Below are 18,879 nucleotides of genomic sequence, written 5' to 3'. Positions count from 1 at the left end.
ACGACGCGCAACCGACCCACTCGAACGGGTGGGGACGAGTCGCGGCATGCCGAAGCCGCGCAAGCCGCCGCAGGCGCCCTCACGCCCCCTGTGTCTGCGGCTGCGCCCTGCTCACGTCATACACGCCGGCGACGTTGCGCATGGCCCGCATGAGCCCCGGAAGCAGTGCCGCGTCGGGCAGTTGGACCGTGTACGTGTGCCGCACGCGCTGCTGCGTGGGAGGCTCGACCGTCGCCGAGACGATCTCCGCGTCCTTCAGAGCCATCGCCTCGGTGAGGTCCGCCAGGAGATGCGGGCGAACGAACGATTCGGCGACCAGGGTGACCCGGCACTCGGCGGTCTCCCCCCACCGCACCCCGACCTCGGCCCGCCCCGCACGCTTCATCCGCGTCACCGCGGCGCACTCGACGCGATGCACCGTCACCACGCCCCCGCGCACGGTGAACCCGGTGACGTCGTCGGGCGGCACGGGAGTGCAGCACCCGGCAAGGCGCACACTCGCCCCGGGCCGGTCGACCAGGACGTTGGCGGCGGACCGGCCGACCGCCCCGTCCGCGGCCGACCGCACGGCCGAACCCTCGGTCGTGGGCCCGTCCGCAGCCCCCCGGAAGGCCACCCCGGACTCCTTGGCCTCGGAGCCGCCCGGCGAAGGATGCGCGGCCAGCCACCGCTGGATGGCGATGCGCGCGGCCGGCGTATGGGCGTGCTCCAGCCACTCCCTGGAGGGCTCCGAGGCCGGATCCTGTCCCATCAGAAGCTGTACGGTGTCGCCGTCCCGCAGCACCGTGCTGAGCGTCGCGAGGCGCCCGTTGACCCGGGCCCCGATGCATGCGTGCGCGTCCTCCCCGTACTGCGCGTAGGCGGCGTCCACGCAGGTCGCGCCCTCGGGAAGCCCCAGGGTGCCCCCGTCGGGCCGGAACACGGTGATCTCACGGTCCTGCGCGAGGTCCTCGCGCAGGGTGGACCAGAAGGTGTCCGGATCCGGCGCCGCCTCCTGCCAGTCGAGGAGACGGGACAGCCAGCCGGGTCGCGTGGGGTCGGCACGCTCACCGTCACCGGACACGGCCTGTTCCTCCGGGGAGGGAACGTAGGGATTGCCGAGCGCGACGACTCCGGCCTCGGCGACGCGGTGCATCTGGTGCGTGCGGATGAGGACTTCGGCGACCTGTCCGTCCGCACGGGCGACGGCGGTGTGCAGCGACTGGTACAGGTTGAACTTGGGTACCGCGATGAAGTCCTTGAACTCCGAGACCACGGGCTTCATACAGGTGTGCAGTTCACCCAGCACGCCGTAGCAGTCCGCGTCCTCGTTCACCAGCACCAGCAGCCGCCCGAAGTCGGCCCCGCGCAGCCGTCCGCGCTTGCGGGACACCCGGTGCACGGAGACGAAGTGGCGCGGGCGGATGAGGACTTCGGCCTGGATGTCGGCCTCGCGCAGTACGCCGCGGACCTCGTCGGCGATCTCGGCGAGCGGGTCGTCCGCGCGGGAGGCGTTGTCGACGATCAACTCCCGGGTGTGCTCGTACTCCTCGGGATGCAGGATCGCGAAGACCAGGTCCTCCAGTTCGGTCTTGAGCGCCTGGACGCCGAGCCGTTCGGCGAGCGGGATGAGGACGTCGCGGGTCACCTTGGCGATCCGGGCCTGTTTCTCGGGCCGCATCACGCCGAGGGTGCGCATGTTGTGCAGCCGGTCGGCGAGTTTGATCGACATCACACGGACGTCGTTGCCGGTGGCGACGAGCATCTTGCGGAAGGTCTCGGGCTCGGCGGCGGCGCCGTAGTCGACCTTCTCCAGCTTGGTGACCCCGTCCACGAGGAAGCGCACCTCCTCGCCGAACTCCTCGCGCACCTGATCGAGCGTCACATCGGTGTCCTCGACGGTGTCGTGGAGCAAAGACGCCGTCAAGGTCGTGGTCTCGGCGCCGAGTTCGGCGAGGATCAGGGTCACCGCGAGGGGATGGGTGATGTACGGCTCGCCGCTCTTGCGCATCTGGCCGCGGTGCGAGGACTCGGCCAGCACATAGGCGCGGCGCAGCGGTTCGAGGTCCGCGTCGGCGTGGTGGGCCCGGTGGGCGTCGACGACATGGCTGATCGCGTCGGGCAGCCCCCGGCGCGACGCGGGTCCGAGCAGCGCCGCCCGGCCGAGGCGGCGCAGGTCGACGCGGGCGCGGGCCTTCCTGCGCGGCACGGTAGGCGGCACGGGGCCTGCTACCGGGCCTGGCGTCGCGGAATTCGTGGCCTCCGCACTCATGGGCACCTCCGGCTGCGTGGACCGGCGGACGGGGTACCCCATGGCGGACACGGCTCAGGGGATGGCGACTTGATCCCCCGTCCGGGCCGGTGCTTGATGCTACCGAGCCCATCACGTGCGACTGACCGCCTCTCGCCGACCGTGAAACGGATCACCCATTCGAGCGAGGGTTTGCAGGTTTACGGTTTTGCGCCATACGACCAGCGGCAGTTCGCTTTTTCGAACCCGTACGGCGCACGGGAACCCCTACTCCCACGACCGCGACCGGCTCACGGCTCCGCTTCCAAGCCCGCGGATCACTCAGCGAGCGATCGTTTCCAGCCACTCCGCGTCGATCTCGCCCTCGGCCACGATCACCGCGGGGCCGGTCATCTCGATCTCGCCGTCGGGCCGCTCGGTGATCACGAGTGTGCCGCCGGGCACATCGACGGTGTACATCGCGGGGGCACCGGTGACTGCCGGGTCGGCGCCGTCCCGGCGCGCGGCGGCCACGGCGACGGCGCACGCGCCCGTGCCGCACGACCGGGTCTCGCCCGCCCCGCGCTCGTGCACGCGCAGTGCGACATGCCGGGGCCCGCGGTCGATCACGAACTCCACGTTGACCCCGTCCGGGTACGCCGAGGCCGGGCTGAAGGGAGGCGGGGAGTACAGGTCGCCGGCGTGCGCAAGGTCGTCCACGAAGGCGACCGCGTGCGGGTTGCCCATGTTCACGTTCCGCGCGGGCCAGGTGCGCTCGCCGACACTCACCGTGACGTCCCCTTCGGGGAGGCGGGCCTTTCCCATGCCGACGGTGACGTCGCCGTCCTTGTCGATGTGCACGGTCTTCACACCGCCGCGCGTGGCCACGGCGAGGTCGCCCTCGCCGACGTACCCGGCGCGCTGGAGGTAGCGCGCGAAGACGCGCACGCCGTTGCCGCACATCTCCGCGATCGAGCCGTCGCCGTTGCGGTAGTCCATGAACCACTCGGCCTCGGCCGCCAGGTCCCTGGCCTCGGGGTGCGCCGCGGACCGCACGACGTGCAGCAGTCCGTCACCGCCGATGCCCGCGCGGCGGTCGCACAGGGCGGCGACGGCGGCCGGGGGCAGGTCGATGACGTTCTCCGGGTCCGGGACGATCACGAAGTCGTTCTCGGTGCCGTGACCCTTGAGGAAGGCGATCCGCGTGCTCATTCCTCGATCGTACGGTGCCGCTACGACAGCCCGGACAGGAGAGCCCTCATCTCAGGCGGGCCACTCGCCACACGGCCAGGACGACGATCGCGGCGACGACCAGGACGTACGCCAGCACGACCCGCCAGTCCGGCCGGCGCCCGCAGCCCCGCTGCGGCAGCCCGGGCCACGTGTAACCGACGCGGCGGGCGGCCATCATGCCCCAGCCGGCCGCGCAGGAGCAGATGAGGAGCCCCAGCATGGCGATCACGGCGCCGCTGTCGCCGAAGTCGAAGGCCAGCGGGAAGGCGAACATCAGGGAGCCGACCGCGGCCAGGCCCACGATGGGCGCGAGCTGCCAGATGCGCAGCCGGCGCTGCGGGCGCAGTTCCACCTCGACCTCCGGGCCGGATGCGTACATCTCCTCCGGCTCGGGTCCGTCGTCGGTGACGCCGTCGTCGGTCGTCTCGTCGAGACCCTCGGGCATCGGACGGTCACCGTCCGGTTCCCGCTCACCCGTGTCAGTGGTGACGTTCTCGGTGCCTTGTGCGGTGTCGCGAGGGCCGGCCTCCATCGCCACGCGCCCTCCCAACTCGGACTCAACTTGGTCGATCGAAGCTCGATGATGGCATGGCGCCGGAGGCCGGGAAGACGGCCGGAGCGTCCCGATGCCATCACGTGATCAGGCTGTAACCGGTCGTTCGACCAACGCCAGGGCGAGATGCGGAAGTTCTGTGAGATCTGCCGCGGCCCCACTGAGCCAGTGCACCCGCGGGTCGCGCCTGAACCATGAATCCTGGCGGCGCGCGAAGCGCTTGGTGGCGCGGACGGTCTCGGCCCGCGCCTCTTCGAGGGTGCATTCGCCGGCGAGCGCCGCGAGCACCTGCTGGTAGCCGAGCGCACGCGAGGCCGTACGCCCCTCGCGCAACCCTTGCGCCTCCAGCGCGCGCACCTCGTCCACCAGCCCGGCGTCCCACATCCGGTCCACCCGCCGTGCGATGCGCTCGTCCAGCTCGGGACGGGCCACGTCGACGCCGATCTGGACGGTGTCGTAGACCGAGTCATGGCCGGGGAGGTTGGCGGTGAAAGGCCGGCCGGTGATCTCGATCACCTCGAGGGCCCGGACGATACGGCGTCCGTTGCTGGGCAGGATCGCCTGCGCGGCCTCGGGGTCGGCGGCGGCCAGGCGGGCGTGCAGCGCGCCGGAGCCGCGCAGTGCCAGTTCCTCCTCGAGCTGGGCCCTCACCTCGGGGTCGGTGCCGGGGAACTCCAGGTTGTCGACGGCACCGCGGACGTACAGCCCCGAGCCGCCGACGAGGATCGGCCAGCGGCCCGCGGCGAGCAGCGCGTCGATGCGCTCACGCGCGAGCCGCTGGTACTCGGCGACGGACGCAGTGACCGTCACGTCCCAGATGTCCAGGAGGTGGTGCGGGACACCCTCGCGTTCGTCGGGCGTCAGCTTGGCGGTGCCGATGTCCATCCCCCGGTAGAGCTGCATGGAGTCGGCGTTGACGACCTCGCCGCCGAGTTGCCGGGCCAGAAAGACGCCCAGATCGGACTTTCCGGCCGCGGTGGGTCCGACGACGGCGATGACTCTGGGGGCGGGAGGTGCACTGCTCACCGACCCAGTCTCGCAAACCTCGCGGGGTGGACTCGAACGAGTTACGTGACGGCACACCCGGAGGGTCGTTGCCTGTTGCGAGGTTTTCGCCGCCGGTTTCGTGGAGGCGGCGACCCGGGGGCGCAAACGGACGCACCGGACGACGCGGGATTTCGCCCGCACGAGTAACGTATGGAGTGGATATGGGCGTTTTCGCACGGATTTTTCGGCGGTCGAAGGTCGCGGAGGAGGCGTCAACCGCCGAGGCCCAGGCCGACACACCAACGGCCGAGCCCGCGGCGGAGGAGGCACCAGAGGCTGAGGCGTCGGTCGAAGTGAAGGCCGAGGACGCGGCCAAGTCGGCCACGGCGGAGTCCGTCGAGGGCGAGAGCGACGACGGCGTCGAGATCCCGAAGCAGCAGTCCGCCGACGCGGCGGCCGACAGCGAGGCCGGTGAGGGCGCCCGCACATAACTGCCCCGCGCGGAAGGTGAACGATGGGTCTCCTGGAGAATTTGAAAGCCAAACTCGCCCCGGCCAAGGACAAGGTCTCCCATTTCGCACAGCGACATGAGGACCAGGTCCAGCACGGCCTGGACAGGGCCGCCAAGGCCGTCGACAAGCGGACCAAGGGCAAGTACAGCGACAAGATCCAGACGGGCACGGGCAAGGCCAAGGGCGCCATGGACCGAATCGCGCACAAGGGCGACGGCACGGCGACCGGCGACAGCGCGCCGCCGTCGGACTCACCCCCGCCGACCACCTGAAACGGCATTTCGACGGACGGCCGCGGAGCTTGCCGGCTCCCCGGCCGTCCGCCGTTCTCCGCGGCCTACGACCAGGTCGCGACGAGGTACCCCACGCCGTACGGCGCGTCCTCGTACAGCAGGGCGCCCGACAGGTCCGCCTCCTCGGCGGCGGCTGCCAGGACCTGCCAGGGAGCCCGCCCCGAGGCCTTCAGCTCGTACGCCAGCTCGGTGTCCAGCGTCCTGAGCGCGGCCAGGTCCACCTGGTCCAGCGCACGCGCGATGGACGCGTCGAAGGGCGCCGCCCGCTCGTCGAGGTAGCCGGGTGCCTTGAGCGTGCGGCAGGCGCTGGCGTCGCCCATCACCAGCAGCGCCACCCGCTCGGCCCGGGCGGCGACGTCCCTTCCGATTTCAATACACCGCTCGGGCGTCAGAGGTTCCCCCACCGCGAGTCCCTCGATCGGGGCGTCCGACCAGCCGGTCCGCTCCAGCAGCCACGCGGCCACGGCGAGCGAGGACGGAAGCCGGCGTTCCGACGCCCCGGGGGCGTCCATGTCGCCCCCGGGCCGTCCCAGTCGTACGTCGACGTCCACGCCGAACCCCCGGAACGACCCCCGCGCTCCCTCGGCGTACGCCCCGTGCTCGCGCTCCTCGCCGGGTCCGACGACGACGAGCAGGTCCGGCCGGGCCGCCGCAAGCAGGCCGAGCGCGTCGGCGCAGGCGGCACGCGCGGGGTCCAGCTCGGGTGCGGCGCCCGCGGCGACCGCGGGCACGAGCAGCGGGGGGCAAGGGCAGACCGCGGCGGCGACAAGCATGATCCGCAGCCTACGTCTCCGTGCTCGGCACCACCGCTCTGCACCCGCTCCGCGAGGCGGCGGGGCGCGGACGGTGGGTGCTGGGGGGCGGCGGGTGCCCGGGGGCCAGAGGCTCCACACGGGTCGGCGGGTGCCGGGGGCCAGAGGCTCCACAGGGGCCGGCGCATGCCGGGGGCCAGTGAGTGCAGGGGTCGGCGGGTGCCGGGGCCAGTGGCTGCACAGGGGTCAGCGCGTGCCCAAGAGCCAGTGGTGCCCAAGGGTCAGCCGGTGCCCAAGGGTCGGCGGATGCCCAAGGGCCCGCGGATGCCAAGGGCCAGCGTCCGCCTGTCGCCTCCCCGTAGCGCGGCGTGTCGGGTCAGTCGACGGCGCAGCCGCCCGTGACCACTGGCAGCGGCTCGGGGACGCCGATCTTCGGCAGGCCCAGCATCACGCCCGCCGGCTTGGACGGCTCGGCGGTGTTCCGCTTCTCCCAGGCATCGCCCGCGCGGGTGCGGCGTACGTCCAGGACGGGCCCCTCGGCGAGGAGGTGGTGCGGGGCGGCGTAGGTGATCTCGACGGTGACCACGTCGCCGGGGCGGACCTCCTGGTCCGGCTTGGTGAAGTGGACCAGCCGGTTGTCGGGGGCGCGGCCGGACAGGCGGTGGGTGGCGTCGTCCTTGCGGCCCTCGCCCTCGGCGACCATCAGCTCCAAGGTGCGGCCGACCTGCTTCTTGTTCTCCTCCCAGGAGATCTCCTCCTGGAGGGCGACGAGACGCTCGTAGCGGGCCTGGACGACCTTCTTGGGGATCTGGTTCTCCATGGTCGCGGCCGGGGTTCCGGGGCGCTTGGAGTACTGGAAGGTGAAGGCCTGCGCGAAGCGTGCCTCGCGCACGACGTGCAGGGTCTGCTCGAAGTCCTCCTCGGTCTCGCCCGGGAAGCCCACGATGATGTCGGTGGTGATCGCGGCGTGCGGGATGGCGGCGCGGACCTTCTCGATGATCCCCAGGTAGCGCTCCTGGCGGTAGGAGCGGCGCATCGCCTTCAGCACGGTGTCCGAGCCGGACTGGAGCGGCATGTGGAGCTGCGGCATCACGTTCGGCGTCTCGGCCATCGCCGCGATCACGTCATCCGTGAAGTCGCGCGGGTGCGGGGAGGTGAAGCGGACCCGCTCCAGGCCGTCGATGTTCCCGCAGGCCCGCAGCAGCTTGCTGAACGCCTCGCGGTCGCCGATGTCGGAGCCGTACGCGTTGACATTCTGACCGAGCAACGTGATCTCGGAGACGCCCTCGGCGACCAGGGCCTCGATCTCGGCGAGGATGTCGCCGGTGCGACGGTCCTTCTCCTTGCCGCGCAGCGCCGGGACGATGCAGAAGGTGCAGGTGTTGTTGCAGCCGACGGAGATCGACACCCAGGCCGCGTAGGCGCTCTCGCGCCGGGTCGGCAGGGTGGACGGGAACGCCTCGAGCGACTCGGCGATCTCGACCTGCGCCTCCTCCTGCACGCGCGCGCGTTCCAGCAGGACGGGCAGCTTGCCGATGTTGTGCGTGCCGAAGACGACGTCCACCCAGGGCGCCTTCTTCACGATGGTGTCGCGGTCCTTCTGCGCCAGGCAGCCGCCGACCGCGATCTGCATGCCGGGGCGGCCGGCCTTCTTCGGGGCGAGGTGGCCGAGGTTGCCATACAGCTTGTTGTCGGCGTTCTCGCGGACCGCGCAGGTATTGAAGACGACGACGTCCGCGTCGCCGTCCGAGCCCTCGGGCGCGCGTACGTAACCGGCCTCCTCGAGCAGTCCGGACAATCGCTCGGAATCGTGGACGTTCATCTGACACCCGTAGGTGCGCACCTCGTACGTGAGATGTCCGCGAGCTTCCACTGCCGGGGTCCGGTCACTGCTGCTGGTCATGCGTTCCAGGGTATGTGGTCCGCGGAGGAGCCTTGTCCCCGTGCTCCCGCGCGGGGTTCCGACGCCGGTGGGACGCGAGGAGTGCGGGGAACGCCTGGAGGACGGCGAGGTCGTCGGGCGTCGTGGGCGCGCAGTGGCGATAGGGGGCGGTCGGGAAACTCCGGCCCGCCTCGCCACCGCCCGCGGGGACAGCCCGGTACCGCGCCGTGATCGTGCGAGTCGCTCGGCGATGGCATGGGGCACTCGTAGCGGACGTTTACGGCGCTCACATTGCCCGCTTACTGTAAGCGCCGTTCATTGCCGGGCAGTTGAGAGGAAGCGCCGGATGTCCAGCGAACTGTTCTCCCCGCTCCGGCTACGGTCCGGGCAGGTGCTGGGCAACCGGATCGCGAAGGCCTCCATGGAGGGCGGGATGGCCGGTGCCGGCCAGCTTCCGGACCGGCGGGTGCTGTCGCTGTACCGGCGCTGGAGTGCCGGGGGTGCCGGGCTGCTGATCACCGGCAACGTCATGGTGCACGCCGAGGCGCTCACGGTCCCCGGCGGTCTGGTGCTCGACGAGGCCGCGCCGCTGGAGCCGTACGCCGAGTGGGCCGCGGCCGGCAAGGCGGGCGGCGCGGCGATGTGGATGCAGATCAACCACCCCGGCCGACAGGTCCTGGCGGGCATGCCGGGGGTGGTGTGGGGGCCGTCGGCCGTGGGGGTCGAGCTGGGCCGGCACAGCAAACGGTTCGGTCGCCCCGTCGCCATGACGCCGGAGCAGATCGAGGCCACGGTGGCGCGGTTCCGTACGACGGCGGTGCGGGCCGAACGCGCCGGGTTCGACGGGGTGCAGATCCATGCCGCACACGGCTATCTGCTGTCGCAGTTCTTGTCCCCGCGGGTCAACACGCGCACCGATGCGTGGGGCGGCTCGCTGGAGAACCGCGCGCGGCTCCTGCTGGACGTCGTGCGCGAGGTCCGCGCCGCCGTGGCGCCCTCGTTCGCGGTCGCGGTGAAGCTCAACTCGGCCGACTTCCAGCGCGGCGGGTTCGACGTCGACGACGCGCGCCGCGTCATCGCGATGCTCGACCCACTCGGCGTCGACCTGGTGGAGCTGTCGGGCGGCAGTTACGAGAGCCCGGCGATGTCGGGCCACCCGACGGACGGGGACCACTCGGCCAAGTCGGGCCATGCGACCGACGAGGACCGCCCGACCAAGTCAGATCACGCAACCGACAGAGACCACCCGGCCATGTCGCCACACGCAACCAACGGGGACCGCCCGGCCAAGTCAGGCCACGCAACCGACAGAGACCACCCGGCCATGTCGCCACACGCAACCGACGAGCGCCGCCCGGCCACGTCGGCCCGCGCGGCAGACGAGTACCACCTGGCCACGTCGGACCGCGCGGCCGACGCCCGTACCCGAGCCCGCGAGGCCTACTTCCTCGACCTCGCCTCCGATCTGGTCGCCACCAGCCCGCTCCCGCTGATGCTGACCGGCGGGATCACCCGGAGGGAGACCGCCGAGGAGGTACTCGCCGGCGGAGTCTCCCTGGTGGGCATGGGCACGGCCCTCGCGGCCACCCCGGACCTCCCCGCGCGCTGGCGCGAGGGCCGGGAGGCGGACGGCAGGCTGCGGCCGGTGACCTGGTCGGACAAGGCCCTCGCCTCGGCGGCCACGATGGCGCTGGTCCGGCACCAGATGCGCCGCGTCGCCCGCGGACTCCGGCCCGCGCTCGGCACCCACCCGGCCCACGCACTGGTATCCGACCAACTGGAGCAGCACCGGGCACTGCGCCGCTACCGCTCCTGGCTGCCCATGACGGCCGCAGCTCGCACGGAGCCGACGAACCGGAACCCGTGACGCCTGCCCGCTCCTCGGGCCCCTCGGGCCTGACCGCTTCCGCCTCCCACAGCACCGCCAGCTCCGTAGGCGCTCCCCTCAGCCCTCACCGCCCGCCACCGCCCTCGCTCTCCCGCATGCGCCGGGTGACCTCGCCCAGTCCCTCCGCGACAGCCGCGAGCTGCCCCGGTGTGAGGACGTCGATGAGCAGCTTGCGGACCAGCGCGACATGGTCCGGCGCCGCCCGCTCCAGCATCTCCCGGCCCGCGTCGGTGAGGACGGCGTAGACCGCGCGCACATCGCTGGCGCAGGTGCGCCGGGCAACCAGGCCGGCCTTCTCCAGCTGGGTGATCTGGTACGTCAGGCCGCTCTTGGAGTTGAGCAAGGCGCCGGCGAGCTCGCTCATGCGCATCTCGCGGTCCTTCGCGGCGTTGAGGCGCACGAGGATCTCGTACTGGAGGTGCGTGATCCCCGCGTCCTCCTTGAGCTGCTGATCGAGGCGGCGGTTAATGAGCGCTCCGGCGGCCACGAAGGCGTACCAGGCGCGCAACTCGTCCTCGTTCAGCCACTGCGGTTCGGCCATACGTCAACGCTAGCGCGGCGTTCAAATTCGAACTCAAGTCGCACACAGCCAGACGATGTGACTGACGCAACACCACAGCGAGATGTTCAAAATTTGAAGCTTTGGGCTATCGTCGACGCATCGAGGTTCAAATTTGAACCCTCCGGTTCGTCCCGCCCTCGAAGGAGTACTCATGGACGCCGCCCCCTCCACAGGCCCCGCATCCTCCGGCGCCTCGGTGCGCACCCGCGTGACCATCCCGCTGCGCTTCGCCGACGGCTACGAGGTCACCGCCGAGGCCGTCACGTTCCACGGCCTGGCCGACGGCGAGGAGCATGTCGCCCTGGTCCTCGGCGACCCCGCGGCGACGCCCGCGCCGCTGGTGCGGCTGCACTCCGAGTGCCTGACCGGGGACGTGTTCGGCTCGGCGCGCTGCGACTGCGGTCCGCAACTGCGCGAGGCCGTCGAGCGCATCGCCGAGCGCGGCGGCGTGCTGCTGTACCTGCGCCAGGAGGGCCGCGGCATCGGGCTCTACAACAAGCTCGACGCGTACGCCCTCCAGGACGCCGGCCTCGACACCTACCAGGCCAACTCCGCGCTGGGCCTGCCCGAGGACGGCCGCGACTACACCGCCGCCGCCCAGATGCTCACCGCCCTCGGCATCGGCGAACTGGACCTGCTGACCAACAACCCGGACAAGGCCGGTCAGTTGCGCGACCTGGGCGTCGCCGTGCGCTTCGTCCGGCCGACCGGCGTCTTCGCCACCGACAGCAACGTCCGCTATCTGCACGCCAAGGCCCAGCACACCCACCACACCATCGCGCTGCCCGAACCGGCCGGCCTCGCCGCGCTGGCCGGCTGACCCACCCCAGCGGCACGCCCACGCCTCCCCCGGAGCACTCCATGCCTTCCTCCCGCGCCCGCGTCGCCACCGACGCCGCCCCGCGCTACGCCAAGCAGCTCGCCTCCCACTTCGGCCGGAAGATCCCCGTCGAGGAGACGCCGAACGGCGGTCGGCGCCTCACCTTCCAGGCCACCGACGTCGTCCTCGAACCCCAGGACGACCACCTGCTGATCCGGGTCACCGCACCCGACGCGTCCACGCTCACCGCCATCCAGGACGTCGTGGGCAGCCACCTCGAGCGTTTCGGTCAGCGCAACGAACTGAGCGTCACCTGGGGCGAGCCCGAAGAGACGTGACCCGCACGACCTGCGCCGCATCCCACACTGCACGCACGCCCCGCATGACCCGCACGACCCGCATGAGCCGCACGACCCGCATCACAGGCGCCCCAGAGAAAGGCACCGTCATGAAGGCCGTCACCATCACCGACTTCGGCGCCGAGCCGCTCCTCACCGACCTGCCCATGCCGGAACCGGGCCCGGGCGAGCTGCTGGTCCGGCTGCGCGCCGCCGCGCTCAACCCCTTCGACTGGAAGGTCGCCGACGGAGCCCTCAAGGGCGCGGTCGAGCACGGCTTCCCGCTCGTCCTGGGCTCCGACGGCGCCGGCGTGGTCGAGCGCATCGGCCCCGGAGTGATCCACTTCCGGCCCGGTGACACGGTCTACGGCCAGTTCATGAACCTCCCGTACGGCCGCGGCTCCTACGCCGAATACGTCCTGGCCGCCGAGAGCGGAACCGTCGCCCGTATACCCGACGACCTGCCGTTCCCGGTCGCCGCGGCCCTGCCCACCGCCAGCGTCACCGCCTACCAGGCCATCGAGGCCGCCCGCCTCGACACCGGCCATGTGATCCTGATCAACGGCGCGTCCGGCAGCGTGGGCCAGTCGGCGATCCAGTTCGCGACGCTCCAGGGCGCCAGAGTGCTGGCCACCGCCACCGGCGACATCGCCGGTCACCTTCGCGATCTCGGCGCCGACGAGACCATCGACTTCACCGCCGCGCCCACCGCCGAGCAGGTCCTGGCCGCCCATCCCGAGGGCATCGATTCCGTCCTCGACCTGGTCACCCCGCCCGGCGCCGACATCGATGCCCTGGCGGGTCTGCTCAAGCCCGGCGGCACCCTCGTGAGCACCAACCGGGCCGCCGGCCCCGACATCCTGGCGGCCCGCGAGATCCACGGCGTCAATCTCGTCAACGACCCCAGCCGCAAGGAGTTGGAGTCCCTCGCCGCCCTCGCCGACGCGGGGAAACTCCGCATCACGATCGACGCCGAGGTCCCCCTGGCCGACGCCCCGGCCGCCGTGGCCCGCGCCCGCGCCGGGGGCTCCCGCGGCAAGACGGTCATCCTGCTCTGACCCCGTGGCTCACCGCGGTGCGACGCCCCGGTCGCTCAGGCCCCCTCGGCCGCCCACCCCTGGCGGCGCAGCACGGCCGACACGTCCGGCGCCTCGTAGTGCTCGCCCTTGAGGACCTTGCCGTCGGCGCGGCGGGCGACCTGGCCGTCGGGGCCCAGCTTGCTCATGTTGGAGCGGTGGATCTCGGCCAGTACGGCGTCGAGGTCGATGCCGTGCACCAGAGCCGTGCCGTACGCGACGTAGACGACGTCCGCCAGCTCGTGCGCGAGTCTGTCGAGCGGACCGCTGACGGACACCTCGGCGACCTCCGCGGCCTCCTCGGCGAGCAACTCCCCACGGTGTGCGGCGAGCTCCGGGGAGACCGCCGTCGGCGTACTGCGGGCGTCGAGCCCGAAGGCGAGGTGGAATTCACGGACCAGATCGGCGGGAGAGGAACTCATGCGGCGACTGTAGCGGCCGGGACTGACAGTCCGATCCCGGATGTCCCGGCGCCACCCACCGCCCTCCGCCTGCCCGCCCCGCTGTGACCTCGGCCCTGGTCAGCACCGTGTTCCGGCTGGCAGGATCGCCGCCATGGCCAAGGCACTCACCCGCATCGGCAGGCGCCGCGCCCTTCAGGGCGGGGTCGCCGGGTTCGTGGCCCTCGGGCTGCTGCTGTGGTGGCTGTGGCCCCTGGGCGAGGAGCCACCGAGCGGGACGATCACGTTCAGCACCGGCACGCGCGCGGGTGTCTATCACGAGTACGGCGAACTCCTGCGCAACGAGCTGGCCAAGGACATGCCGCAGCTCAAGGTGCGGCTGCTGCCGAGCGCCGGGTCGCAGGAGAACGTCGAGCGCGTGGCGAACGGCCAGGCCGACTTCACGATCGCCGCGGCCGACGCGGTGGACACGTTCAAGAGCGGCGGCAAGCCCGTCACCGACAAGCTGCGCGGTGTCGCCCGCCTTTACGACGACTACGTGCAGCTCGTCGTCCCGCCGGACTCGGACATCCGCTCCGTCGCGGACCTCAAGGGCAAGCGGGTGGCCATAGGGCTGCCCAACTCCGGCGTACGGCTGATCGCCACCCGTGTACTGGAGGCCGCCGGCATCGACCCGGAGAACGACATCACGCCCAGGGCGGACGGCATCGACACCGGGCCCAGGCGGCTGGGGCACGAGCTCGACGCCTTCTTCTGGTCGGGCGGCGTGCCGACAGACGGGCTGGCGAAGATCGCCGAGAACTCCGCGTTCCGGTTCGTGCCGATCGACGCCGACCTGGTCGCCAAGGTGCACGCCCGGGGCGACGCGGCCCACTACTACCGCGCGACCAACATGCCGGAGTCGGCCTACCCCACCGTCCAGAACGGCGACACGGTGGCCACGATCGCCGTCTCCAACCTGCTGGTCACCCGCAAGGACATGGACCCCCGCCTCACCGAGTGGCTCACCCGTACGGTGATCAAGAGCCGCGACGGCATCGGCGCCCACGTCCACTCCGCCCAGCTCGTCGACCTGCGCACGGCGATCTATACCGCCCCGCTGACCCTGCACGACGGCGCCAAGAGCTACTACCGCTCGGTCAAGCCGTAGGGCCCTAGGGCCCCTGGCCGGCTCCGCTACGCCGTGGGCGCCGACCTGGGCACGGTCACCGTCACCCGCAGTCCGTGCGGCTCATGATGGCCGTACGCCATCGAGCCCCCGCCCGCCGCGAGCAGCGCCCGGGAGATCGACAGGCCCAGGCCCGAGCCCTTGATGTTCTGGTGGCGGCCGCTGCGCCAGAAGCGGTCGCCGATGCGGGCGAGCTCCTCGTCGGTGAGGCCGGGGCCGTGGTCGGCCACCTCGATCGTGGACTCGGTGCCGTCGGAGGCGACGGTGACCTCGACGCTCTGGTCCCTCGGCGTGAACTTGACCGCGTTGTCGATCACCGCGTCCAGCGCGCTGGAGAGCGCCACCGGATCGGCCCAGGCAGTGGTCGGCGGGCAGCTCCCCACCAGCCGGACACCCTTGGCCTCGGCGGTCGGCGCCCAGGCGGCGACACGCTCGGCGGCCAGCGTGCCGACATCGGTGAGCTGGAGGTCGGCCGCGGTGTGCTCGGCCAGGGCGAGGTCGAGCAGATCGTCCAGGACCTGCGCCAGGCGCTTGCCCTCGGCCTGCACGGAGGCGATCTCCTGATTGCCTTCGGGCAGCTCGAAGGCGAGCAGCTCGATACGCAGCAGCAGCGCCGCGAGCGGGTTGCGCAGTTGGTGGGAAGCGTCGGCGACGAAGGCGCGCTGCTGCTCGAGGACGTCCTCGACGTTGTCCGCCATCTCGTTGAACGACCCGGCCAGCCGCCGAAGTTCCGGCGGACCGCTGGCCACGGCGACCCGTGACTTCAGCCGGCCGCTCGCGATTTGATGCGTGGTGGCGTCCAGTACGCGCACCGGCCTGAGCACCCAGCCGGTCAGCCTGAGGGCGGCCCCGACGGCCACCAGCATCGCGGCCGTCAGACCGGAGCCGATGATCAGCCAGCCGTGCGTGATCCGAGAGCGCATCTGCCCGGTCGGCGAGTCGGTGACGACGACCGCGACGACGTCACCGTCCCGGATCACCGGCGAGGCGACCACGAGGCGGCCCTGCTGCCAGGGCCACACCTGCTGGGGGTCGTGGCTGCGCCGGCTGAGCAGGGACTCCTCGAACGCGTCGCGCACCTCGCCGGTCTCGGGCAGGAACCAGGTCGTCGGCCCGTTGGCCAGCGGCGTGTCATTGGGCAGGAAGACGCCGACCCGGATGCCGTAGACGTCGTAGTAGCTCTCCAGCTCCCGGCTGAGGATGCGCAGCTCGTCGCGGGAGCCGGTGGTCGGGTCGGCGGCGGGCCGGGCTATGGCCGCGAAGTACGCCGTGTCGTCGATCCGGTCGACGACGACGTTCTGCTGCTGGGCCGAGGCCAGGCTGACGGCGAGCGGGATGCCGAGCGCGAGCAGCACGGCCGCCATCAGGACGATCAGCAGCGGGAGGAGGCGAGTGCGCACCCTTGCCCGCTACGAGCCCGGGGCGACGAGCCGGTACCCGACGCCGCGTACGGTCTCGATCAGCGCCGGCATGCGCAACTTGGCGCGCAGGGACGCCACATGCACCTCGAGGGTGCGCCCGGTGCCCTCCCAGCTCGTGCGCCACACCTCGCTGATGATCTGCTCCCTGCGGAAGACCACCCCGGGGCGCTGGGCCAGCAGGGCGAGGAGGTCGAACTCCTTGCGGGTGAGCTGGACGACCGAGCCGTCGACGCTGACCTGGCGCGTGGCCAGCTCGATATGAACGGCGCCCAGGCGCAGCACACCGTCACCGCCCGTCCCGGAGTCCTCGGGCGCGGTGCGCCGGCTGACGGCATGGATCCGGGCGAGCAGTTCTCCGGTGTCGTACGGCTTGACCACGTAGTCGTCGGCCCCGAGGTTGAGGCCGTGGATACGGGAGCGGACGTCGGAGCGCGCGGTGACCATGATGACCGGGGTACTGGTGCGCTTGCGGATCTTGCCGCAGACCTCATAGCCGTCCTGGTCGGGCAGGCCGAGGTCGAGCAGGACGACGCCGAAGCCGTTGCCCTCGGGGACGAGCGCCTGAAGAGCCTCCTCGCCGCTACGCGCGTGCGTGACGTCGAAACCATGCCGTGCCAGGACCGCGGACAGCGCGGCGGCGACATGGTTGTCGTCCTCGACGAGGAGCAGTCTCATCCCGGCCTCCCTCAGTTCACCGGCCGTACAATGCGGACAGATACCCAATGCGTGTGCACGCGCGCGTGCACCATGGAAGTCACGCCGATGGACGAGGACGCCGTCAAGGGGGTTCCGGTTGCGGGCCGCTTCCGTTATCCAGCCGGTACGCGCCCAGCTCGCAACTGCTACGACAGGTGTCCGATTGCTATCGGATCGTGATGCTCAGATTCCCCTCAGAACTAATGACGCAGGTCGGATACGGTTATTACTGTCCTCCGAAACCGAGGAGGACGGAGCCTGAGAGCGATGACCGAAGTATCGGTGGCCAAGGAAGATGTGGCCGCGTCCGGCGACCTGGTCGTCCTGAAGAACGTCAACAAGCACTTCGGCGCGTTGCACGTGCTGCAGGACATCGACCTGACGATCGCCCGCGGTGAGGTCGTCGTGGTCATCGGACCCTCCGGGTCCGGGAAGTCCACCCTGTGCCGCACCATCAACCGCCTCGAGACGATCGACTCCGGCGCGATCGCCATCGACGGCAAGCCGTTGCCCGCGGAAGGCAAGGAGCTGGCCCGGCTGCGCGCAGACGTCGGGATGGTCTTCCAGTCCTTCAACCTCTTCGCGCACAAGACCGTGCTCGAGAACGTGATGCTGGGCCAGATCAAGGTCCGCAAGGCGGACAAGAAGAAGGCCGAGGAGAAGGCGCGCGCCCTGCTCGACCGGGTGGGCGTGGGTTCCCAGGCAGACAAGTACCCCGCCCAGCTCTCCGGCGGCCAGCAGCAGCGTGTGGCCATCGCCCGGGCGCTGGCCATGGACCCCAAGGTCATGCTCTTCGACGAGCCGACGTCGGCTCTCGACCCGGAGATGATCAACGAGGTCCTGGAGGTCATGCAGCAGCTCGCCCGCGACGGCATGACCATGATCGTCGTCACCCATGAGATGGGCTTCGCCCGCTCGGCCGCGAACCGGGTGGTCTTCATGGCGGACGGCAAGATCGTCGAAGAGGCTGTGCCGGACCAGTTCTTCAGCAACCCGCGCAGCGACCGCGCAAAGGACTTCCTGTCCAAGATCCTGCACCACTGAGGGACAGATCCTGCACCACTGAGGGACTGTGTTCCCGCACCACTGCCGGACTGCGTCTCGCAGCCGACGACCCGCGTCACCCGCCGCCGCTCCTGACGGCATGCATCTCGTCTCCACACAAAGGATGTTCACCATGAAGCTCCGCAAGGTCTCCGCGGCGGCCGCCGCTGCAATCGTCCTCTCCCTCACCGCGACCGCCTGCGGCGGCGACGGCGACAGCGACAGCGGGTCGGGCTCCGGTGGCGGCGACAAGATCAAGATTGGCATTAAGTACGACCAGCCGGGTCTGGGCCTGAAGGAGCCGGGCGGCTACTCCGGCTTCGACGTGGACGTGGCGACGTACGTGGCGAAGGAGCTCGGCTACGAGCCCGACCAGATCGAGTGGGTCGAGACCAAGAGCGCCGACCGTGAGAACGCCCTCGCCCGCGGCGACGTGAAGTTCATCGCGGCCACGTACTCGATCACCGACGAGCGCAAGCAGAAGGTCGACTTCGCCGGCCCGTACCTGCTCGCTCACCAGGACCTGCTGGTCAAGGCGGACTCGGACATCACCGAGGCCACGGACCTCAATGGCAAGAACCTGTGCTCGGTGACCGGCTCGACCTCGGCGCAGAACGTCAAGAACGACTTCGCCCCCAAGGCCAACCTGAAGCAGGTCGGCGGCTACTCCGAGTGCATCGCCGGCCTGCAGAGCGGCGCCGTGGACGCGGTCACCACGGACGATTCGATCCTCGCGGGCTTCGCCGCGCAGGAGCAGTACAAGGGCAAGTTCAAGCTCGCCGGCCTCAAGCTGAGCAACGAGAACTACGGCATCGGTGTGAAGAAGGGCGACACCGAGACCGTCAACAAGATCAACGCCGCCCTGGAGAAGATGGTCCAGGACAAGGCCTGGGACAAGGCGGTCACGGACAACTTCGGCCCGGCCAACTACAAGAACGAGCCCGCGCCGAAGATCGGCGTCATCGTCGAGTAGCGCAACGGCCCACCGGCGTGCCGCCGCCCACCGCGATCAAGGCGGCGGCACGCCGCGCTGTCCACGTACGC

Annotated in this window: 19 protein-coding genes; 9 read left to right on the top strand and 10 right to left on the bottom strand. The window is 70.9% G+C overall.

The features are described 5' to 3' along the window. Window positions 1-79: 79 nt before the first annotated feature. From ACP4J3_RS41145 to miaA, 4 genes are all read right to left on the bottom strand, one after another. Window positions 80-2,251 carry a RelA/SpoT family protein gene (locus tag ACP4J3_RS41145; protein ID WP_426541696.1) on the bottom strand — a complete coding sequence of 724 codons (2,172 nt, stop codon included), beginning with the start codon at window positions 2,249-2,251 and terminating at the stop codon, window positions 80-82. A 300-nt stretch (window positions 2,252-2,551) separates the two neighbouring features. After that, window positions 2,552-3,421: a diaminopimelate epimerase gene (dapF, locus tag ACP4J3_RS41140; protein ID WP_426541694.1), complete on the bottom strand. Its 870-nt coding sequence runs from the start codon at window positions 3,419-3,421 to the stop codon at window positions 2,552-2,554. Window positions 3,422-3,467: 46 nt separating this feature from the next. Beyond that, on the bottom strand, window positions 3,468-3,974 hold the full coding sequence (locus ACP4J3_RS41135) for a hypothetical protein (RefSeq protein WP_426541742.1): 507 nt from the start codon (window positions 3,972-3,974) through the stop codon (window positions 3,468-3,470). A gap of 108 nt (window positions 3,975-4,082) precedes the next feature. Next, the gene (gene miaA / locus ACP4J3_RS41130; RefSeq protein WP_426541692.1) at window positions 4,083-5,021 is read right to left on the bottom strand and encodes a tRNA (adenosine(37)-N6)-dimethylallyltransferase MiaA; all 939 of its coding nucleotides are present in this window, start codon (window positions 5,019-5,021) and stop codon (window positions 4,083-4,085) included. Window positions 5,022-5,203: 182 nt separating this feature from the next. On the opposite strand from miaA, the gene ACP4J3_RS41125 reads away from it, so the two are divergent. Both ACP4J3_RS41125 and ACP4J3_RS41120 read left to right on the top strand, forming a co-directional pair. Next, window positions 5,204-5,473 (top strand): hypothetical protein, encoded by a 270-nt coding sequence (locus ACP4J3_RS41125; RefSeq protein WP_426541690.1) that lies wholly within the window; start codon window positions 5,204-5,206, stop codon window positions 5,471-5,473. 23 nt (window positions 5,474-5,496) lie between these two features. Further along, complete coding sequence (locus tag ACP4J3_RS41120; RefSeq protein ID WP_426541688.1) at window positions 5,497-5,766, top strand: antitoxin; 270 nt, start codon at window positions 5,497-5,499, stop codon at window positions 5,764-5,766. 65 nt (window positions 5,767-5,831) lie between these two features. Here the strand turns inward: ACP4J3_RS41120 and ACP4J3_RS41115 are convergent, their stop codons facing one another. Both ACP4J3_RS41115 and miaB read right to left on the bottom strand, forming a co-directional pair. Then, window positions 5,832-6,560, bottom strand: a complete 729-nt coding sequence (locus ACP4J3_RS41115) for a class III extradiol dioxygenase subunit B-like domain-containing protein (RefSeq protein WP_426541686.1) — start codon at window positions 6,558-6,560, stop codon at window positions 5,832-5,834. Between the two features lie 355 nt (window positions 6,561-6,915). Beyond that, window positions 6,916-8,442, bottom strand: coding sequence for a tRNA (N6-isopentenyl adenosine(37)-C2)-methylthiotransferase MiaB (gene miaB, locus ACP4J3_RS41110; RefSeq protein ID WP_426541684.1), 1,527 nt, complete (start codon window positions 8,440-8,442; stop codon window positions 6,916-6,918). Between the two features lie 325 nt (window positions 8,443-8,767). Here miaB and ACP4J3_RS41105 point away from each other — a divergent pair, with 325 nt between their 5' ends. Next, window positions 8,768-10,288 carry a 2,4-dienoyl-CoA reductase gene (locus ACP4J3_RS41105; RefSeq protein ID WP_426541682.1) on the top strand — a complete coding sequence of 507 codons (1,521 nt, stop codon included), beginning with the start codon at window positions 8,768-8,770 and terminating at the stop codon, window positions 10,286-10,288. 85 nt (window positions 10,289-10,373) lie between these two features. Here the strand turns inward: ACP4J3_RS41105 and ACP4J3_RS41100 are convergent, their stop codons facing one another. Continuing rightward, window positions 10,374-10,850, bottom strand: coding sequence for a MarR family winged helix-turn-helix transcriptional regulator (locus ACP4J3_RS41100; protein WP_426541680.1), 477 nt, complete (start codon window positions 10,848-10,850; stop codon window positions 10,374-10,376). A gap of 172 nt (window positions 10,851-11,022) precedes the next feature. On the opposite strand from ACP4J3_RS41100, the gene ACP4J3_RS41095 reads away from it, so the two are divergent. From ACP4J3_RS41095 to ACP4J3_RS41085, 3 genes are read left to right on the top strand one after another with little or no spacing between them, the layout of a single operon-like run. Further along, complete coding sequence (locus ACP4J3_RS41095; RefSeq protein WP_426541678.1) at window positions 11,023-11,691, top strand: GTP cyclohydrolase II; 669 nt, start codon at window positions 11,023-11,025, stop codon at window positions 11,689-11,691. A gap of 41 nt (window positions 11,692-11,732) precedes the next feature. Further along, window positions 11,733-12,029 carry a DUF2218 domain-containing protein gene (locus tag ACP4J3_RS41090; RefSeq protein ID WP_426541676.1) on the top strand — a complete coding sequence of 99 codons (297 nt, stop codon included), beginning with the start codon at window positions 11,733-11,735 and terminating at the stop codon, window positions 12,027-12,029. Between the two features lie 44 nt (window positions 12,030-12,073). Beyond that, complete coding sequence (locus ACP4J3_RS41085; protein WP_426541674.1) at window positions 12,074-13,087, top strand: NADP-dependent oxidoreductase; 1,014 nt, start codon at window positions 12,074-12,076, stop codon at window positions 13,085-13,087. 35 nt (window positions 13,088-13,122) lie between these two features. On the opposite strand, the gene ACP4J3_RS41080 is transcribed toward ACP4J3_RS41085, so the two are convergent. Continuing rightward, entirely contained in the window at window positions 13,123-13,527 is a 405-nt protein-coding gene (locus ACP4J3_RS41080) for a MazG nucleotide pyrophosphohydrolase domain-containing protein (protein WP_426541672.1), read from the bottom strand. A gap of 133 nt (window positions 13,528-13,660) precedes the next feature. Here ACP4J3_RS41080 and ACP4J3_RS41075 point away from each other — a divergent pair, with 133 nt between their 5' ends. Further along, window positions 13,661-14,656 carry a TAXI family TRAP transporter solute-binding subunit gene (locus ACP4J3_RS41075; RefSeq protein ID WP_426541670.1) on the top strand — a complete coding sequence of 332 codons (996 nt, stop codon included), beginning with the start codon at window positions 13,661-13,663 and terminating at the stop codon, window positions 14,654-14,656. 26 nt (window positions 14,657-14,682) lie between these two features. On the opposite strand, the gene ACP4J3_RS41070 is transcribed toward ACP4J3_RS41075, so the two are convergent. Both ACP4J3_RS41070 and ACP4J3_RS41065 read right to left on the bottom strand, forming a co-directional pair. Continuing rightward, window positions 14,683-16,074: a sensor histidine kinase gene (locus ACP4J3_RS41070; RefSeq protein ID WP_426541668.1), complete on the bottom strand. Its 1,392-nt coding sequence runs from the start codon at window positions 16,072-16,074 to the stop codon at window positions 14,683-14,685. A gap of 9 nt (window positions 16,075-16,083) precedes the next feature. Beyond that, window positions 16,084-16,770, bottom strand: coding sequence for a response regulator transcription factor (locus tag ACP4J3_RS41065; RefSeq protein WP_426541666.1), 687 nt, complete (start codon window positions 16,768-16,770; stop codon window positions 16,084-16,086). Window positions 16,771-17,058: 288 nt separating this feature from the next. Between ACP4J3_RS41065 and ACP4J3_RS41060 the strand changes: the two genes are divergently transcribed. Together ACP4J3_RS41060 and ACP4J3_RS41055 are read left to right on the top strand one after the other, a co-directional pair. Next, window positions 17,059-17,835: an amino acid ABC transporter ATP-binding protein gene (locus ACP4J3_RS41060; protein ID WP_426541664.1), complete on the top strand. Its 777-nt coding sequence runs from the start codon at window positions 17,059-17,061 to the stop codon at window positions 17,833-17,835. Between the two features lie 133 nt (window positions 17,836-17,968). Next, window positions 17,969-18,808 (top strand): glutamate ABC transporter substrate-binding protein, encoded by an 840-nt coding sequence (locus ACP4J3_RS41055; RefSeq protein WP_426541662.1) that lies wholly within the window; start codon window positions 17,969-17,971, stop codon window positions 18,806-18,808. Window positions 18,809-18,879: the final 71 nt, after the last annotated feature.

Source organism: Streptomyces sp. UG1, assembly GCF_049974585.1.
Classification (GTDB): Bacteria; Actinomycetota; Actinomycetes; order Streptomycetales; family Streptomycetaceae; genus Streptomyces.
Note: the sequence above shows the minus strand (reverse complement) of the source record. Positions and strands in the feature narration are given on the sequence as shown.